Annotated in this window: 12 protein-coding genes; 1 reads left to right on the top strand and 11 read right to left on the bottom strand. The window is 57.6% G+C overall.

Annotation, left to right across the window (positions count from 1 at the left end; genetic code table 11):
* Positions 1–18 precede the first annotated feature (18 nt).
* Genes MNODULE_RS00380 through bamD form a run of 7 tightly spaced genes read right to left on the bottom strand, consistent with a single transcriptional unit; the run spans position 19 to position 8,267 of the window.
* The gene (locus MNODULE_RS00380; RefSeq protein ID WP_168057527.1) at positions 19–1,011 is read right to left on the bottom strand and encodes a peptidylprolyl isomerase; all 993 of its coding nucleotides are present in this window, start codon (positions 1,009–1,011) and stop codon (positions 19–21) included.
* Positions 983–1,927 carry a peptidyl-prolyl cis-trans isomerase gene (locus MNODULE_RS00375; RefSeq protein ID WP_168057526.1) on the bottom strand — a complete coding sequence of 315 codons (945 nt, stop codon included), beginning with the start codon at positions 1,925–1,927 and terminating at the stop codon, positions 983–985. Before MNODULE_RS00375 ends, MNODULE_RS00380 begins: the two co-directional genes overlap by 29 nt.
* Complete coding sequence (mfd, locus tag MNODULE_RS00370) at positions 1,924–5,325, bottom strand: transcription-repair coupling factor (protein WP_168057525.1); 3,402 nt, start codon at positions 5,323–5,325, stop codon at positions 1,924–1,926. The genes MNODULE_RS00375 and mfd overlap by 4 nt, the downstream gene beginning before the upstream one ends.
* A 32-nt stretch (positions 5,326–5,357) precedes the next feature.
* Positions 5,358–5,885, bottom strand: a complete 528-nt coding sequence (rfaE2, locus tag MNODULE_RS00365) for a D-glycero-beta-D-manno-heptose 1-phosphate adenylyltransferase (protein WP_168057524.1) — start codon at positions 5,883–5,885, stop codon at positions 5,358–5,360.
* A complete protein-coding gene (locus MNODULE_RS00360; protein WP_168057523.1) occupies positions 5,882–6,835 on the bottom strand; it encodes a GSU2086 family protein in 954 nt (317 codons plus the stop codon). The genes rfaE2 and MNODULE_RS00360 overlap by 4 nt, the downstream gene beginning before the upstream one ends.
* Positions 6,832–7,533 carry a precorrin-2 dehydrogenase/sirohydrochlorin ferrochelatase family protein gene (locus tag MNODULE_RS00355; protein WP_168057522.1) on the bottom strand — a complete coding sequence of 234 codons (702 nt, stop codon included), beginning with the start codon at positions 7,531–7,533 and terminating at the stop codon, positions 6,832–6,834. The genes MNODULE_RS00360 and MNODULE_RS00355 overlap by 4 nt, the downstream gene beginning before the upstream one ends.
* Positions 7,530–8,267 (bottom strand): outer membrane protein assembly factor BamD, encoded by a 738-nt coding sequence (gene bamD / locus MNODULE_RS00350; RefSeq protein ID WP_168057521.1) that lies wholly within the window; start codon positions 8,265–8,267, stop codon positions 7,530–7,532. Before bamD ends, MNODULE_RS00355 begins: the two co-directional genes overlap by 4 nt.
* Before the next feature lie 114 nt (positions 8,268–8,381).
* On the opposite strand from bamD, the gene MNODULE_RS00345 reads away from it, so the two are divergent.
* Positions 8,382–9,353, top strand: a complete 972-nt coding sequence (locus MNODULE_RS00345) for a 3-oxoacyl-ACP synthase III family protein (protein WP_168057520.1) — start codon at positions 8,382–8,384, stop codon at positions 9,351–9,353.
* 278 nt (positions 9,354–9,631) lie between these two features.
* Here the strand turns inward: MNODULE_RS00345 and MNODULE_RS00340 are convergent, their stop codons facing one another.
* The 4 genes from MNODULE_RS00340 to MNODULE_RS00325 form a co-directional block, all read right to left on the bottom strand.
* On the bottom strand, positions 9,632–9,979 hold the full coding sequence (locus tag MNODULE_RS00340) for a hypothetical protein (RefSeq protein ID WP_168057519.1): 348 nt from the start codon (positions 9,977–9,979) through the stop codon (positions 9,632–9,634).
* 272 nt (positions 9,980–10,251) lie between these two features.
* On the bottom strand, positions 10,252–12,729 hold the full coding sequence (locus MNODULE_RS00335) for a DUF3536 domain-containing protein (protein ID WP_168057518.1): 2,478 nt from the start codon (positions 12,727–12,729) through the stop codon (positions 10,252–10,254).
* A 3-nt stretch (positions 12,730–12,732) separates the two neighbouring features.
* Complete coding sequence (locus MNODULE_RS00330; protein WP_168057517.1) at positions 12,733–13,710, bottom strand: ROK family protein; 978 nt, start codon at positions 13,708–13,710, stop codon at positions 12,733–12,735.
* Positions 13,711–13,714: 4 nt separating this feature from the next.
* On the bottom strand, positions 13,715–15,148 hold the full coding sequence (locus MNODULE_RS00325; RefSeq protein WP_168057516.1) for a phosphoglucomutase/phosphomannomutase family protein: 1,434 nt from the start codon (positions 15,146–15,148) through the stop codon (positions 13,715–13,717).
* Positions 15,149–15,154 lie beyond the last annotated feature (6 nt).

Genomic DNA, 15,154 nt, shown 5'->3' with positions numbered 1-15,154 from the left:
ATGTGAAAAAGGGGGCGCTTACTTCACTTCCACAAACGAACGGCCCCAGAGTTCATCGATCCACTTTTGCCGGAGGGCGGTCCGCTTCTCGTTGAGGAGTTTTTCCTCGATCTCTTTTTTGACCTTCTCAAAGGGCTGCTTCTGTAAATCCGAGGGGACCTGCACTTTGAAGAGGTGAAAGCCGAGGCCGGTTTGGATGACAGGGCTGACGTCGCCGTCCTTCAGGCTGAAGATGACCCGATCGATTTCCGGGGTCAAATCGCCTTTTTTAAACGCGCCGAGATCGCCGCCGGCGCGCCGCTCGGAACCGTCGCTGTATTTTTCGACGAGCTGAATGAACTCCTCCCCCTTCCGCGCTTCGGCCAGGGCTTGCTCCGCTCTCTGCTGCTTTTGCTCGATCACCTCCGTGGAAGCCCCTTCCGGAATGCGAATCAGGATCTGTTTTAGGCGGATCTGCTCGGGAAGCCGGAACGCTTCGGGATGGGCGTCGTAATAGGCGCGAACTTCGGTGTCGGTGATCAGGAGATTGGAATCGATCGCGCGATTCATCAGTTTGAGAACAGTCAATTGGTTTCGAAGGTCCTCGACATATTTCTCCCACGGCACGTTTTCTTGCGTGACCGCCTGTTTGAGCGCCTCCCGGCTCGGGAAGCGGTTCCGCTCTTCGATGTCCTTCAGTGCGAGCTCCAACTCGGCGTCGCTGACGCGAATCCCGCTCTTTTTCGCCTCTTGTTGAAAAAGCTTCTGCTCGATCATCTGGTTGAGCAGGTCGCGCTGCAAATTCGAATTAGGGTCCCCCGGCTCCCCGGTCGGGCTCAGCGCGGCGGGATCGGCCAACCGGGCTTTTTTAAGCGCTTGCGCCGCCTCATCGAGCTCGCTCTGTGTGATGACCTCCCGGTTCACCACCGCCACGATCCGGTCGATGATGACCCCCCCCCAGGCGAGGTTCGCCGAGGCGAGCACGATCGCCGCCGCGACCCAATTACAACGCTTTGTGAAGGAGCTCTTCATTGATTTTGACCTCCGTTTTACGGCGAATGTTTTCAAACCAGCGGGAGAAGAGGGCCTCCCGTTTCTCCTCCAAAAGGGTCTGGTAGATGCGCTCTTTGACCTCATCGAACGAAAGGGTCCGGGCGGGCCGGCGGTCCTCCACCTTGACGAGATGATACCCGAAGGGGGTTTTGATCGCTCCGCTGACCGATCCGATCTCGGCCGTGAAGAGCGGCTCGAACTCCACCGGCAATTCCACGGCGGCGCGATAACCCAAGTCGCCGTCTTTTCCGAATTCGAGCGTCTGTGCATGCGTCTGGGCCGCTTCGACAAAATCGGCCCCTTCGCCTAATGCCTGGCGGATCGCTTCGGCCTCCGTCTCGGTCTCCACCAGAATCTGGCGCAGCTTGATCTGCTCCGGCACGCTCCACTCCTCCAGATTGCTGTTGTAATACTGGAGAAGCTCCTCTTCCGGAAGGGAGATTTGATCGCCGACCAATTGGTTCAGCAATTTCTCGATCAGCAACATCTCCCGCGCCGAGGCCTCCCAGGCCTCCTTGGTCCGTTTTTGCTCGGAAAGATAACGAAGGAATGCCTCTTCCTCCATCCCCTCGCGGATCTCCGACAACCGATCCTGCATCTCTCCTTCGGTCAATTTTATTTGAAGCCGCCGCGCCTCTTGAAGGAGCATCTTCCGCTCGATGAGCTGCTCCAGAAGTCGCCGGGCGAGCTCTTCTTTTTCCTCCGGGGTCGCTTCGATCGTTTGGGATCCTTTGTCGTCGGTTTCGGAGAGTGCGGTTTGCAGCTCCTGCACGGTAATCGGCTCGTCGTTGACCAGCGCCACCGTGGCGGTCATCGGGGAAGGTTTCTGCTGCCAGCAGCCGGCAAGGAGAAGCCAGAGGACAAAGGTCAAGGCCGGCCGGGTCGGCGGGGTCATTCTTTCCCTTTCTGCAGGGTGGAGAGGCAATGGGCGACGTCGAGGAAAAGATCTTCCCACCCGCGATTTTTGATCCGGATTTCAAACGAGAAGTGAGAGGTAAAGTGAATCCGGTCTTTAAAGGTGTTCAGAAGCCGGAGGAGATCGTTCTCCGTGACCTGCGCCGCCTCATCGAAGACAAACGAGAGGACCCGTTCTTTTTCTTCGATCTTTAGAATTCGAAGTTTCTTCGCCATGACCTTGAGCTGGAGCACCTGCAGCAGGTGGACGACCGGCTCCGGCAGGGGACCGTAGCGGTCTTCCAACTCGGCCCGGATCGCATCGATCTCCCCGGTCTCTTCACAACCCGAGAGGCGCTTGTAGATCGAGAGGCGTTGATAGGTGTCGGGAATGTACGGATCGGGGATGAAGGCGGAGATCTGGAATTGAAGCGACGGCTCGATCTCCTTCGTCACCGGCGTTCCCCGCAGCTGTCGCACCGCGTCATCGATCATCTTCAGATAAAGCTCAAAACCGACCGCCGCGATCTGTCCCGACTGTTCCTGGCCGAGAAGATTTCCCGATCCGCGGATCTCGAGATCGCGCGCGGCGATCCGGAAGCCCGATCCCAATTCGGTAAACTCCTGGATCGCCTGCAGCCGCTGTCGGGCCTCCTCCGTCAGAATCCGCCCCTCCCGGACCAAGAGGTAGGCATAGGCCTGCTCGCCGGAGCGGCCGACCCGGCCCCGAAGCTGGTAGAGCTCGGCGAGGCCGAACCGGTCGGCGTCGTTGATAATCATCGTATTCGCCGACGGGATGTCGATCCCCGACTCGATGATTGTCGTCGTCAAAAGAAGATTGTACTCTTTCGCCTGGAATTTGAGCATCACCTCTTCCAGGACATGCTCCCGCATCTGGCCGTGCGCGACCCCGATCCGCGCCTCCGGCACCAGCTCCGAGAGGAATTTCCCGATCTGCTCGATGTTGTGGACCCGGTTGTGGACGAAGAAGACCTGTCCTCCCCGGACCAACTCGCGGAAGATCGCCTCCCGGATGATCGTCGGATCGAACGGCGCGAGGATCGTCCGGATCGCCAGCCGATCGGCGGGGGGGGTCTCAATCACCGAGAGATCGCGAACCTGCGCCAGCGCCATCTGCAAGGTGCGGGGGATCGGCGTGGCGGTCAGTGTCAGGACATCGATCTGTTTTCGAAGCTGTTTGAGCTTCTCTTTGTGGCGGACGCCGAAGCGGTGCTCCTCGTCGATCACCACCAGGCCGAGATCGCGGAACTGAATGTCTTTCTGAAGGAGCCGGTGGGTGCCGATGAGGATATCGACCGCCCCGGTTTTCAGATCTTCGAGGATCGCCTTCTGCTCCTTGCGGGAGCGGAAGCGGCTTAAGACCTCGACCCGGACCGGGAAGGGGGCGAAGCGCTTCGAGAACGTCTGGTAGTGCTGCTGGGCGAGCAGCGTGGTCGGCACCACGACGGCGACCTGTTTGTTGTCCATGACCGCCTCGAACGCCGCCCGCATCGCGACCTCCGTCTTGCCGTAGCCGACGTCGCCGCAGACCAGTCGGTCCATCGGCTTCGGCCGCTCCATATCGGCCAGAACCTCTTCGATCGCCCGGAGTTGATCGGGGGTCTCCTCATATTCGAAGGCCGCCGCGAATTCTTCGGAGAGGGAGGGAGGGGTGGCGAAGGGATGGCCCTGGACCACCTCCCGCTCGGCGTAGAGTTGGAGGAGGTCCTCCGCCATCCGCTGAATGTCCCCCTGGACCTTTGATTTTGTTTTGGCCCATTGCGTCCCGCCGAGAGAATCGACCCGCGGCGGATGCCCCTCCAGGCCGACGTAGCGCTGCACCAGGTGAAGCGAGTTAAGGGGGACATAGACCTTGTCCTTCCCCGCATATTCGAGGACGAGGAAGTCGGAATCGTACGCCGGCGCGCGCTCCTGCTGACGGATCGAGAGCCGCTTGAGGCCGATGTACCGGCCGATCCCATGGTCGAGGTGGACGACATAGTCGAGCGGCTTCAAATCCTCGAACGAGGAGAGAAAGCCGGCCCGGGCCTCCTTTGCCTTGCCGTCGCGTGTTGTGGCGCGCCGGCGGGGCTGTGTCGCGGCCCCGGACCGACCGGTCAGCGCCTCTTCGGTCAAGAAGGCGATCTTGGTTTCCGGGATGGAGAAGCCTTCCGTCACTGTGCCGACCGTCAGATAAATCGGGGTTGGGAAAGCGGCCGCGGGTCCCTGCTCCGGATCCCATATCGTCCAGGGGAGATCATGGTCCGAGAAGAGGTGTTTGAAGCGGGCCAGCTGCGTTTCATTCCGAACCGTGACCAAGACGAGATGATCGCGGCGAAGGATGTCGAGAGTGCTGACGACCTCGGAGAAAGGTTGTCCGGGACGGCCTAAGCCGAGCGACGGGAGAGAGCGGATATCAAACGCAAACCGCTTGGCGCCCCGCTCCGGCCGAAGCGAGAGCGATTCCAGATCGAGCGTCGTTCGGCCCGATCCGGCATCGGCCAGAAAGGCGAGCGGAAGGTAGAGCTCATCGACCTTCGGATATTTGGGGTTCCGGCGGGCGGCGAAGAGCGATCCCTCTTCGACCTCTTCCACAAAGCGCTTTCCCTTCTGAATGACCTCGTCGGGCTCATCCATCACCAGCAGGGTGTGAGGGGAGAGGTATTCGGTCAGCGAAATGCGGTAAAAGTTCGGATCGAAGAGATTTTCGCGGCCGAGAATGACCTCCACCGAATCGGCCGGTCCGATCGATTTCTGTGTTTCGGGGTCGAAGGTCCGGATTGACTCGATCTGATCGCCGAAGAACTCGATTCGAACCGGGCGGGGCGAGGTCGGCGGGGAGAGATCGACGATCCCACCGCGAAAGGCCAACTCGCCCGGCTGCGTGACGCTGCCGACCACCTCATATCCTCCTTGATAAAGCCGTTCGATGAGCGCTTCTTTCGAGAGGGTTTCGCCGATCTGGAGGGTAAAGGTCCGCTCCTGAAGGAACGGTTTGGAAACGACCTTTTGGAGGAACGCCTCGATCGAGGTGACGAGGGAGGCGCCCGGATTTTGGGTCAGCCGGTGAAGGGTCGCCAGCCGCTGCGCGATCCAATCGGGCCGCGGCGTCGACGGTTCATACGGAAGAATATCCCAGGGGGGAAAGAAGAGGATCTCCGGCGCCGGATGTTCGGCGGCGGCGTCGAGCTCCAGAAAATAGCGGAGCTCCCGGTAAAACCGGTCGGCCTGCGCGTAGGAGGGGGCCACGACGCAAAAGGGCCTCCCTTCCCGAGCGAGGCGGGACAAAAAAAAGGCCTCTGAAGATCCCCAAAGGCCGCTCGTTTTTATTTTCCGCTCTCCCTCGGTGATCGCTTCAAACAGAGGCGAAAAGAGGGAGGATTGTAGTTGGTAGATCATATTCCCGTACTATAACATACTTCGGGCTGAAATCATCCTCGGCGAGATTGCTTCAAAATTCGCTCGATCATCCCGGTGGTCGAGGCGCCGGGAACGATTTTAACCCGCACGACCCTTCCCCCGTGGCGTTCGACGGTCTCTTTTCCGACGATCTCCTCCAAGGCCCAGTCGCCCCCCTTGACCAAGATGTCGGGGACTAAAGTATCGATGACCTGATGGGGGGTGTTTGCGTTGAACAGAACCACATAATCGACGCACCCCAGCGCGGCCAAGACCTCCATCCGTTCCCGGTGGGGGACGATCGGACGAGCGGACCCTTTCAGTCGGCGAACCGAAGCGTCCGAATTGACCGCGACGACCAGACAATCCCCCAAGGCCCGTGCGGCGGCGAGATATCGGACATGGCCGACGTGGAGAAGATCAAAACAGCCGTTGGTGAAGACGACTTTCTTCCCTTGTCTCTGAAGCGCGCGAACCTTCCGCTGAAGGGCGGAGAGTGTGAGGCGCTTATTGCCGTTCGATTTCATCCGATCCGACCCGCGATGCTTCGCAGCGGTCATCCTTTCTTCTCGAGTTCGGTGAGGAGACCGGCGATCAAGAGGGGGAGCATGATTTCGTGATGGCCGGTGAGGGCATATCCCCTTCCATGTTTTTGGGTCGGCCGTTTGACGACGTTGGTGATGGGACGATAGTGTTGGATAAAATCCATGTTGACGACGGTAAAGTTCTGGACGGTCCGGCCGAGATTCCGTGCGATCGAGAGCGCCTTCAAGAAAATTTCGGGAAGAAGGACCGCCGAGCCGATATTGAAGTAGACGCCCCCCTCAAGGTCGGCCACGACCTCCGTATATCTTTTGAAATCGAGATAAGAGCCTTTCCCAATCGCCGCCCCATCGGCCGAGGGGTGCATATGGATGATATCGGTTCCGATCGCTACATGGACGGTCGCCGGAATGCCGAGGCGGGCCGCTGCGGCCAGCAGGCTGTTCTCGGTGTGGGGAAAACCGCCGGAGAGGATCATCTTCCCGACCGCTTCTCCGATCCCGACCCCCTCCGCCGCTCCTTTCGAAATCGCGCCGTTGAGGTAGGAAGCGGTCTCCTCCGCCATCCCGAAGGTGCCGTCCTCCAACTCCGGTGCGACATCTTCCGACGTCTGTCCGATGAAGGCCAACTCAAAATCGTGAATAATCCCGGCACCGTTGAGGGCGAGCGCCGAGACGATGCCGCGCTCCATCAGATCGTTAATCAACGGGTTGAGGCCGACCTTGATGACATGCGCCCCCATCGCCAGGACGATCATTTTCTCGCTCCGATGGGCCTCGGCCATCGCCGCGATGACCGCGCGAAGGTCTTTGGCGGCGAGGATCTGGGGAAGGGAGTCCAAGAAGGCCTGTATCCCCGGGTTGGGGGCGAGCGGTTTGGCGAACTCCTCCTTCTTCACCTTGCTCGGTCGTTGTTTGACGGAGTAGGTCTTCAGCTGACTCCAGGGGAGCTCGGGTTTCTTCTTCATCGGATCCCTTTCCCTCTAGTGGTCCCATTCTCCAGGCTGGTCACGGCAGGGAGCGAAAGATCGGTACGTCGCAGGCCGCTGAGCTTCAGGAGGAGAGTATTCGCCGCTTGAATCTCTCCTTTCCGATAGAGGATCGCTCCGTCGGATTCAGCCAGGCGATTTAGGATCGCTCTCCTTTTTGGCGGCGACACCTTTTTGCTGATCAGTATCCGCTTGATCTGCGCGAGGAGTTCGACCCAACGTTGCTCTTCGGGGTGAAGGTTGTCTTTCACGTAATCCCGAATGCGTTTTGCCAATGCCGGGCTCTTTCCCCCGCTGGAGACGGCAATCGTCATCCCCCCTTTTGAGAAAACGGCCGGCACGATAAAACCGTCCGAATCGCTTCGGTCGGCCAGGTTGAACGGAATTCGCTTCCGTCTTCCTTCCCGGGCAACCGCTTCATTCACTGAAGGCTGATCCGTTGCAGCGAACGCCAACGCGGCACCGTCCAGATCCCCCCGCCGATAAGGTCGATGATGCGCGATGATCCGCTTTTCTGCTTCCCATCGGGCCAGACGGGGGGTAAAAGAAGGACTGATGACGGTAATCGCTGCGCCGGCCCTTAAGAGGGAAGCGGTCTTTCTTTCTGCAACCGCGCCCCCTCCGATCACCACTACCGGACGCCCTTTTAAATTGAGAAAGAGTGGATAATAATTCATTGGGGAGAGGCGGCGGCAGAATCGGTAAGATGCGAGAGAACCTGTTTCGCCTTGGGCGAGAATTCAGTTTCAGGATGTTCTTGCAGCAGCTTCTCGAAGGTTTCTCTCGCCTCGTTCCAATGTTCGGCATGGTAATGGGAGAGCCCCAGGTAGTAGAGGCTTTCCTCGGTGATGGATCGACTCTCTCCTTTAGAGAGGGCTTTTTGAAAACGTGCGATGGCGGCCGGATAGGCGCCGTTCTTATAATAAAAACGGCCGACATAAAGATGGTGCGCCGCTTGACGACGGGCCAGCTTCCGTAACTTCTCCTCCGCTTCGCCCGTATAAAGGCTTTGAGGATAATCCTTGACGACCTTCTCGAATGCCACAATCGCTTTTTCCATCGGGCCGGGATCACGGTCGTTGGTGTTCATCTGCTTGTAATAACTCATTCCCAGCCGGTACTGCGCAAAGGCGGCCATCCGGTGGAAGGGGTGAAGCTCCAGGAAACGCTGGTATTCCTCCGACGCGGCGGTGTAATCTTCCTTGACGTAATTCGCCTCGCCCCGTTTGAGCAGGGTGAGGCCATCGTAAATTTTCTCAACCCCCTGATCGGAGTTGTCGACGATTTTCTCATCGACGCCGAGGAGCGAGAGAAGTTCCGACTTTTCTCCCGATCCCGCACAGCCGACGAGGAAAAGCGTGAGAAGAAGGAGTCCCCCGCGGTGAAATGAAAATCTCTTGCAAAATGGCATTGTTCCGCATCCATGCTTCAGAAATGATGAGGTAATAAATAACAAATATCGGCAGAAAGCGCAAGGGTCATTTCAATTGACAGAGACGGCAGGGAGTTCCTATAATTCCGTTCTATGCCATCCCAGATTATCGGAACCGGAATTGCGCTCCCCAAACGGGCCGTCACCAATGAGGAGCTGTCGGGTCGGCTCGGTCTGAGCGAAAAAAAGATCGAGAAGATGACCGGCATTCAGAATCGGCATTGGGTTGAAGCAGGGGAGACCACCTCTTCCCTGGCTCTGGAGGCGGCACGAAAGGCCCTGCAATCGGCCGATCTCCTCCCCAATGCGATCGACCTGATTCTTGTCTCGACGACCTCTCCCGACATGTCTTTCCCCTCGACCGCTTGTTTGGTTCAGAGAACGCTTTCGACCCGGCCTATTCCGGCCTTGGACCTCAATGCCTCTTGCAGTGGATTCTTGTATGCCCTCTCCGTGGGGGATCAATTCATCCGGAGCGGGACGGCAAAACGGATCTTGATCATCGCGGCGGAGGTGAAGTCCCCCTCCATTAATCCGGGGGATCCCTCCACGGCGATTTTATTCGGAGACGGCGCGGCCGCTGTTGTGCTGGCGGAGGGAAAAAGAGGAATCCAATCGATTCGTCTTTATGCGGACGGTTCCCGGCACCGCTTGATTTCTCTCCCGGCGGGCGGCTCGCGACATCCGACCTCTCCTGAGACACTGAGCGGCGGTTTGCATTATATCCGAATGGAAGGGAAAGGGCTTTTCAGAATGGCGGTGAAAAGAATGCAAGAGGCGCTTTTCTCTCTGGCCAACGAGGCGAATCTCTCCTTGTCCGAGATCGATTTCTTCATCTTTCACCAGGCGAATTTAAGAATTCTGGAAACCGTATTTGAAAAAACCGGCATACCTCATGACAAAACCGTCGTCACCATTCCACGTTATGGCAATACCTCTTCTTCATCGCTTCCGACTGCGCTCGATGAGGCGATCAGAACGGGGAAGCTAAAATCGGGGGATCGGGTGATCCTCTGCGCTTTCGGGGGGGGATTGACGTGGGGAACCGCATTGATCGAGTGGTAATTACTTCTTCCCTTTTGAATCGGAGGAGAGGTTCGCCAAGATTTTTCTGAATCGATTTTTCCAATACTCACGGCGCTCCTTCTTCCACCGAGCCCGTTCATAAAGATCAGACGCTTCAGAGACCTCTTCTTTTTTAATGGGTTTTATGGGCGACTTTTTCAATACAGGTCTTTTGGCGGCTTTTTTCTTTCGTGAAACGACCGCTTTTTTGGAAAGTGCTCCGACCTTTTTCTTTTTCAGCGCCATTCATCCACCAACGAAAGGATTTTCCCATCCCATTACGATCTTGCCATCTGTAAAAGCGTGTCCCCGATCCTCTCCTGCGTCTGACCTTGAGCATATCGGAGAACCGCCGCATCCTGGATCTGGCGGCCCAACGCTTCCTGAAGTGCCCCTTCCTCTGCTGTTCGTCCGGTTGAAGCCGCTTCCTGAATGGCCTGGCCCAGCCTCTCCTGAGCGAAACCCGCTCCAGTGCTCCGATGTTGACTGAGGAGGGCGGCCTCTTGAATCGCCCTTCCGAGGGCTTCCTGTTTTTCTCCCTCCGTTGCAGGATGGGCTGGAACAGAGAATACCATTAAAAAGAGGAAGATAACAGAGATTAAATATCCGATTTTTCTTGATTTCATCGTTCACCTCCATATTTTGCTTTAGGTTGCGATGAGGAGGTTTACGAGCGAACTATCTCAAAAATAGCAACGCTAGCTTTATCATACTCTCTTGGGATTATTAATGTCAAGATATGAAAATAGATACATGTCTCAAAAATAGAGCCATCAAAAAATCACCTGAGTTGCATTTGTTTGCTTAGGGGAATGCTCTTATTTTATGAGATTTACTGTGTATGAGTAGGTCGGAGGGGGCCAAAGCAATGGAGAGAGGAGCAGTGTTTTAATCGAGTTCACGCCGTCTCGTCCCAGTGATAGGAGAGCCTGGCGGCAAGTTTAGCAATTGCATTCCCATCAGTCCTGTCAAGGGGATTTCCAGCGCGGATGATTTTCCATCGCTGAATGAACTGATGAAAGAAATTTTGGGCTTCCCAGAGGTTTATCTCAAGATGAGCACGATCGGCGATGTCCAGAAGATGATGCGCTTGGACGATGGCATCTTTGGCGTCGCGTGATTCCGCGTTGACCAGGCGCTGCATCTGCACGTTTAGTAAGCTCCGCAAACGCTGTTCAATTTCATCCACTTCAATATCGACTCCCCAGCGTTTGGACTCATCAATAATCTGAATGGTCCGGTCAAAAACGGGTTGATCCGAAAGACGAGCCGCCTCCTCTTTCAGATCATGGTTGAGCACCTGTTCCGCCGCCACGAGGTACGATTTTGGAATTTTGGCCTGAGTGGAGTTCAGGTAGAACATGAGCCGCTGGTGATCGAGGTAAATCTGGCGCCAGAGGTTTTCATAACGGCTGAAAAGAGAGCCGGAGACATAGGCGAGGATCTTTCTTCTCGGCTCGATCAAGAGGTCATTAAGGCTGAAAGACTTCTCACCGAGCGCATGATTCAGTCCGCGGACCACATCGGCCTGAGAGCCGCGGTAAAACTTTTCGATCAGATCGGATTTCATTTTTTCGTATCCTTCGACGCCGAGCATGCCGCCGACGGCGCAGTGGAAGTCGTGGCCGCCGAAGTGAAGAACCCCAAAAACCGCCTCTTCGTGATCGAATGTGATTTTAGAGGTCACAAGAACCCGCCCGATCGCCAGGGTGACTGTTCCATCGGTGACCCTTCGGTAATCTTGCAGCGTGATCTGGTGGTTATAGAAATCGCCGCTCTGCGGGTTTTCCTCGAAGAGCGAGGCAATGGCATAATGGGCGATGATCCGTTCCGGACCGATGACTGAACCGCCGACGAACCGCTGGTAGATCGAAGCTCCATCCCCGAATTCGGGAAGGTTGCTCTTCGCTTCTTTCAGCCGTTCCAGAAGAAGGTTTTCGGCTTTTCCCCCTAATCCCGTCGGGTCGAGCTCTTTTGCAAGCTGAATCGCCCGGCCGGCATATTTGAGGTTCTGTGTCGCCTCCAGACCGGAGATCTCATCGAAAAACCATGCGCAACTGGTAAACATCAACAAAGCATTGCGCTGCATCTCCAATAGCTGGATGGCCTCTTCCCGTTCCAAAGGGGTCAGCGCCCGAGCCTGTTGCTGAGAGAGGAAACGTTCGGCCTCTTCCCAGGTTAGTTGGTTTTCCTCCCGCTTCCGGATCAAAGTGATGTAATGGTTCCGGGCCTCCCAAGGATCTTTGAGCCACCTCTTCCCCTTCGTTTCAAAGAGGAGATCGAGCGAGCCTTTCAGGGCGTCAAATCCTTCGCGCAACGGCTGGCGCCAGCGCTGGTTCCAGTCGGGATGTCCCCCCGACTGACAGCCGCAATTCGAGCGCCACCGCTCGACCCCGTGAAAACAGCTCCAGGCACTTTGATCGACGATTTCCACCTCATAGGCCGGCGGATTCTTCGAGAGATATTCTCCATAGTTGGTCCATTCGGCGATCTGTTGCCGCTCGATCTCCTGCAGGGTGTAGGCGAGGGCCATATCGCCGTGGGCAAAGTGATGACCATAGGATTCGCCGTCGGTGGCAATGTGTAGAAGCTGCGGCCAGTCGCGTTGATCGGAGAAACCACCCTTGAGTCGATCGACGAAGGCTTCTCCGCTTCTGAGCAGCCGATCGAACGCGACCGAGTGGGAGATCGGCCCATCGTAGAAGAAGAGATCGATAAAGAGGCCGTCCGAGAGGAAGCATCGGTATGATCGGGTCGGATCGATCCCTTCCGCCTCTTCCCATTCTCCCTCGGTCTCCCGCTTCTTTCCATCCGGCGCGATCCGGCGTATCCGGCGGGCCTGATGCGGGGCCAGAATCGTGAACCGGATTCCCTCTTCTGCAAGGACCTGGAGCGACTCCAGGTCAACCGCCGTTTCGGGCAGCCACATCCCCTCCGGTTTTCGCTGGAATCGAGACTCAAAATCGGCGATCCCCCAGCGAACCTGTGTAACCTTGTCCCGCCGCGAAGCGAGCGGCATGATCAGATGATTATAGACCTGGGAGAGGGCATTTCCGTGCCCGCCCCGTTCCCGGACGCTGATCTGATCGGCCTCTAAGATTTTGCGATAGACTTCCGGCTGGGCCCGCTCCATCCAGGAAAGGAGGGTGGGGCCGAAGTTAAAGCTGATCTTCGTGTAATTGTTGACGATATCGAGGATTCGATTCTCATGATCGGCGATTCGGGCGGCGGTATTCGGAAGGTAGCATTCGGCCGAGATCCGCTCGTTCCAGTCGTGATAGGGATGGGCCGAATCTTGGAGCTCGACCTCCTCCAGCCACGGATTTTCGCGGGGAGGCTGATAGAAATGGCCATGAATGCAGAGATATCGTTTCATGAATTATTTTCCATTGTTCTTCGCGGCCAAGTGGACCAAATGCCCGGCCCCGATCATGCCGGCGCTCTCGCCGAGAAGCGCCCTTCGAATGATGATCCGCTTCAGGGCTTCCTCCGGCGTCATGCCGAAGGCATGGCGGGCCGCCTCCTGTCGGAGCGGCTTCTCAAAAAGGTGGAAGGCGTTGCTGACCCCGCCCGAAAGGATGAAATGGTGAATGTCGAGCAGGTTCGCTACGTTCGCGATTCCAATGCCGAGGTAATAGGCCATTTTCCGAAAGACCGCTTCCGCAATCGGATGATGCTGCTCCGCCGCATCGGCGAGGCCGGAGGAGGTGATCCACGCTGCGGGCGCGGCGGCGTTCCCCTCTACCCGGCGCCACTCCTCCTGCGCCATTCGGACCAAGGCGGTTGAAGAAGCATAGACCTCCAGGCAGCCCGTGGAGCCGCATCCGCAGGGGGGACCGTCGGGTGTAATCTTCATGTGACCGACCTCTCCCGCTTTCCCCGTTTCTCCGGACCAGAGTCTACCATCCAGCACCAATCCGCCGCCGACCCCGGTGCCGAGGGTGATCAGCAGGAAATTGTCGAGATTCTGCGCCGCCCCGACCCAGCGCTCTCCCATCGCCGCTGCACTGGCGTCATTTTCGATGACGACCGGAACGCCGACCGCCTTCTCGACCTGGGAGCGGATCGGAAAATTATCCCATCCGGGGAAATTAGGGGATTCAATGATCCGGCCCTCTTTGAAATCGAGCGCCCCGGGAACCCCCAAACCGACGCCGGCCAGCGATCGTCCACCGCTCATTTTGCATAGATCGGCGATGAGGCCGGCCACGTTGTTGAGGACCCGCTCTTGCCCCTGGGCGACTTCCGTTGCGATCTTCCCTTCCGAGAGGATCTGTCCGGTCAGGTCGAGTGCCGCCCCCTTGATGTAGGTCCCTCCCAAGTCGATTCCAATGACGCAAGTTGATAACCGGTCCATCGCTCTACTCGATCAGGGCCTGGCAGCTTCCCGCCAAACGCTCCGACGCCTTCTCTTCTGCGGTTTCGACATAGATCCGCACCACCGGCTCGGTTCCAGAGGGGCGGATCAACACCCAACTTCCTCCCTCCAGGAAGAATTTCGTTCCATCGAGCGTGGAGGTCGAGATCACCTTCTTCCCCCCTATTGTAGCAGGCGGATTCTTCAGCAGAGCGGCGACCTGCTCCCGGCCCCTTTCCGAGAGGTGCAAATCGCGCCGGAGCGGAGAGAAGGCGCCGACCCGCCGGAAAAGATCGTCGAGCATCGTCCGGATGGGACATTTGCGTTTGGCGACCATCTCCGCGACAAGAAGGCAGGTGAGGATGCCGTCTTTCTCCGGGAGGTGACCCCGGATCGAGATGCCGCCGCTCTCCTCGCCTCCCAAGAGAATTTCATTTTTTGCGATCAGCTCGCCGATATATTTGAAGCCGACCGGTGTCTCAATGATCTCCAACCCGTGATGGCGCGCAACGGCGTCGACCAGATGGGAGGTGGCGACACTACGGGCGATCTTGCCGGTCCACTTTCGATCGGTCACCAAATAATCGACGAGGAGGGCGATAATGTAATTCGGCACGACCGGGATGCCCCCGCGGTCGAGGATTCCGAATCGGTCCGCGTCGCAATCGGTCGCCAGACCGAGATCATAATTCCCATCCCGCGTTTTCAGGATAAGCTCCGAGAGGCTTTCCCCCTCCGGATCGGGGCGGATGCCGCCGAAGGTGGGGTTCCGCTCGTCATGGATCAGATCGATCGTCGCTCCCATCTCAAGAAGAATCCGATCGAGATATCCTAAAGAGGTCCCCCAGAAGGGATCGACCGCCACGCGAAGCTTTCCTTGCTCAAAGGCAGACCGATCAAGGAGGCGAGAGACCTTTTCCCGGTACGCATCGCCGATCCGTTCATCCCGCCAGAGCCCCTGCTTCTCCGCTTCGGCGCGCGTCAGTGGCCGAACGGCGTTCGGCTCTTTCAGAAGTACATTGGCCCGCGCTTCGATCTGCCGCGTCGTCTCCGGCAGGGCCGGTCCTCCCCAGGCGGGGGAGAATTTCAGGCCGTTCCACTCCGGAGGATTGTGGCTGGCCGTCACATTGATCCCTCCTGAGAGCTTGCGTTGGAGAATTTCAAAGGAGACGACCGGCGTCGGAACCGGATTGGTCGATCGGATGACGCCGATTCCGTTGCCGGTGAGGACCGAGGCGACCGCTTCCGCGAATCGCTTTCCAAGAAAGCGGGTGTCGTAGCCGACGATCACCTGAGGCGGGGAGTCTTCGCGATTTTCATTCAAATAATCGGCGATCGCCTGTGCAACCACCCGGACGCGATCAAAAGTAAAATCTTCCGCCAGAATTCCCCGCCACCCCGATGTCCCGAATTTGATCTTCTGTTTCTCATTTGTCATCTGGCC

The sequence above is a fragment of the Candidatus Manganitrophus noduliformans genome, assembly GCF_012184425.1.
Classification (GTDB): Bacteria; Nitrospirota; Nitrospiria; order SBBL01; family Manganitrophaceae; genus Manganitrophus; species Manganitrophus noduliformans.
The sequence above is the reverse complement of the archived record's forward strand: the minus strand, read 5'-3'. Positions and strand labels throughout refer to the sequence as shown.

What these genes read in the sequence shown, in the direction of transcription:
- rfaE2 (WP_168057524.1), bottom strand. Translation starts at nt 5,885, where the DNA reads ATGACCGCTGCGAAGCATCGCGGGTCGGATCGGATGAAATCGAACGGC.
- MNODULE_RS00360 (WP_168057523.1), bottom strand. Translation starts at nt 6,835, where the DNA reads ATGAAGAAGAAACCCGAGCTCCCCTGGAGTCAGCTGAAGACCTACTCC.
- MNODULE_RS00345 (WP_168057520.1), top strand. Translation starts at nt 8,382, where the DNA reads ATGCCATCCCAGATTATCGGAACCGGAATTGCGCTCCCCAAACGGGCC.
- MNODULE_RS00375 (WP_168057526.1), bottom strand. Translation starts at nt 1,927, where the DNA reads ATGACCCCGCCGACCCGGCCGGCCTTGACCTTTGTCCTCTGGCTTCTC.
- MNODULE_RS00380 (WP_168057527.1), bottom strand. Translation starts at nt 1,011, where the DNA reads ATGAAGAGCTCCTTCACAAAGCGTTGTAATTGGGTCGCGGCGGCGATC.
- bamD (WP_168057521.1), bottom strand. Translation starts at nt 8,267, where the DNA reads ATGCCATTTTGCAAGAGATTTTCATTTCACCGCGGGGGACTCCTTCTT.
- MNODULE_RS00330 (WP_168057517.1), bottom strand. Translation starts at nt 13,710, where the DNA reads ATGGACCGGTTATCAACTTGCGTCATTGGAATCGACTTGGGAGGGACC.
- MNODULE_RS00325 (WP_168057516.1), bottom strand. Translation starts at nt 15,148, where the DNA reads ATGACAAATGAGAAACAGAAGATCAAATTCGGGACATCGGGGTGGCGG.
- mfd (WP_168057525.1), bottom strand. Translation starts at nt 5,325, where the DNA reads ATGATCTACCAACTACAATCCTCCCTCTTTTCGCCTCTGTTTGAAGCG.
- MNODULE_RS00340 (WP_168057519.1), bottom strand. Translation starts at nt 9,979, where the DNA reads ATGAAATCAAGAAAAATCGGATATTTAATCTCTGTTATCTTCCTCTTT.
- MNODULE_RS00355 (WP_168057522.1), bottom strand. Translation starts at nt 7,533, where the DNA reads ATGAATTATTATCCACTCTTTCTCAATTTAAAAGGGCGTCCGGTAGTG.
- MNODULE_RS00335 (WP_168057518.1), bottom strand. Translation starts at nt 12,729, where the DNA reads ATGAAACGATATCTCTGCATTCATGGCCATTTCTATCAGCCTCCCCGC.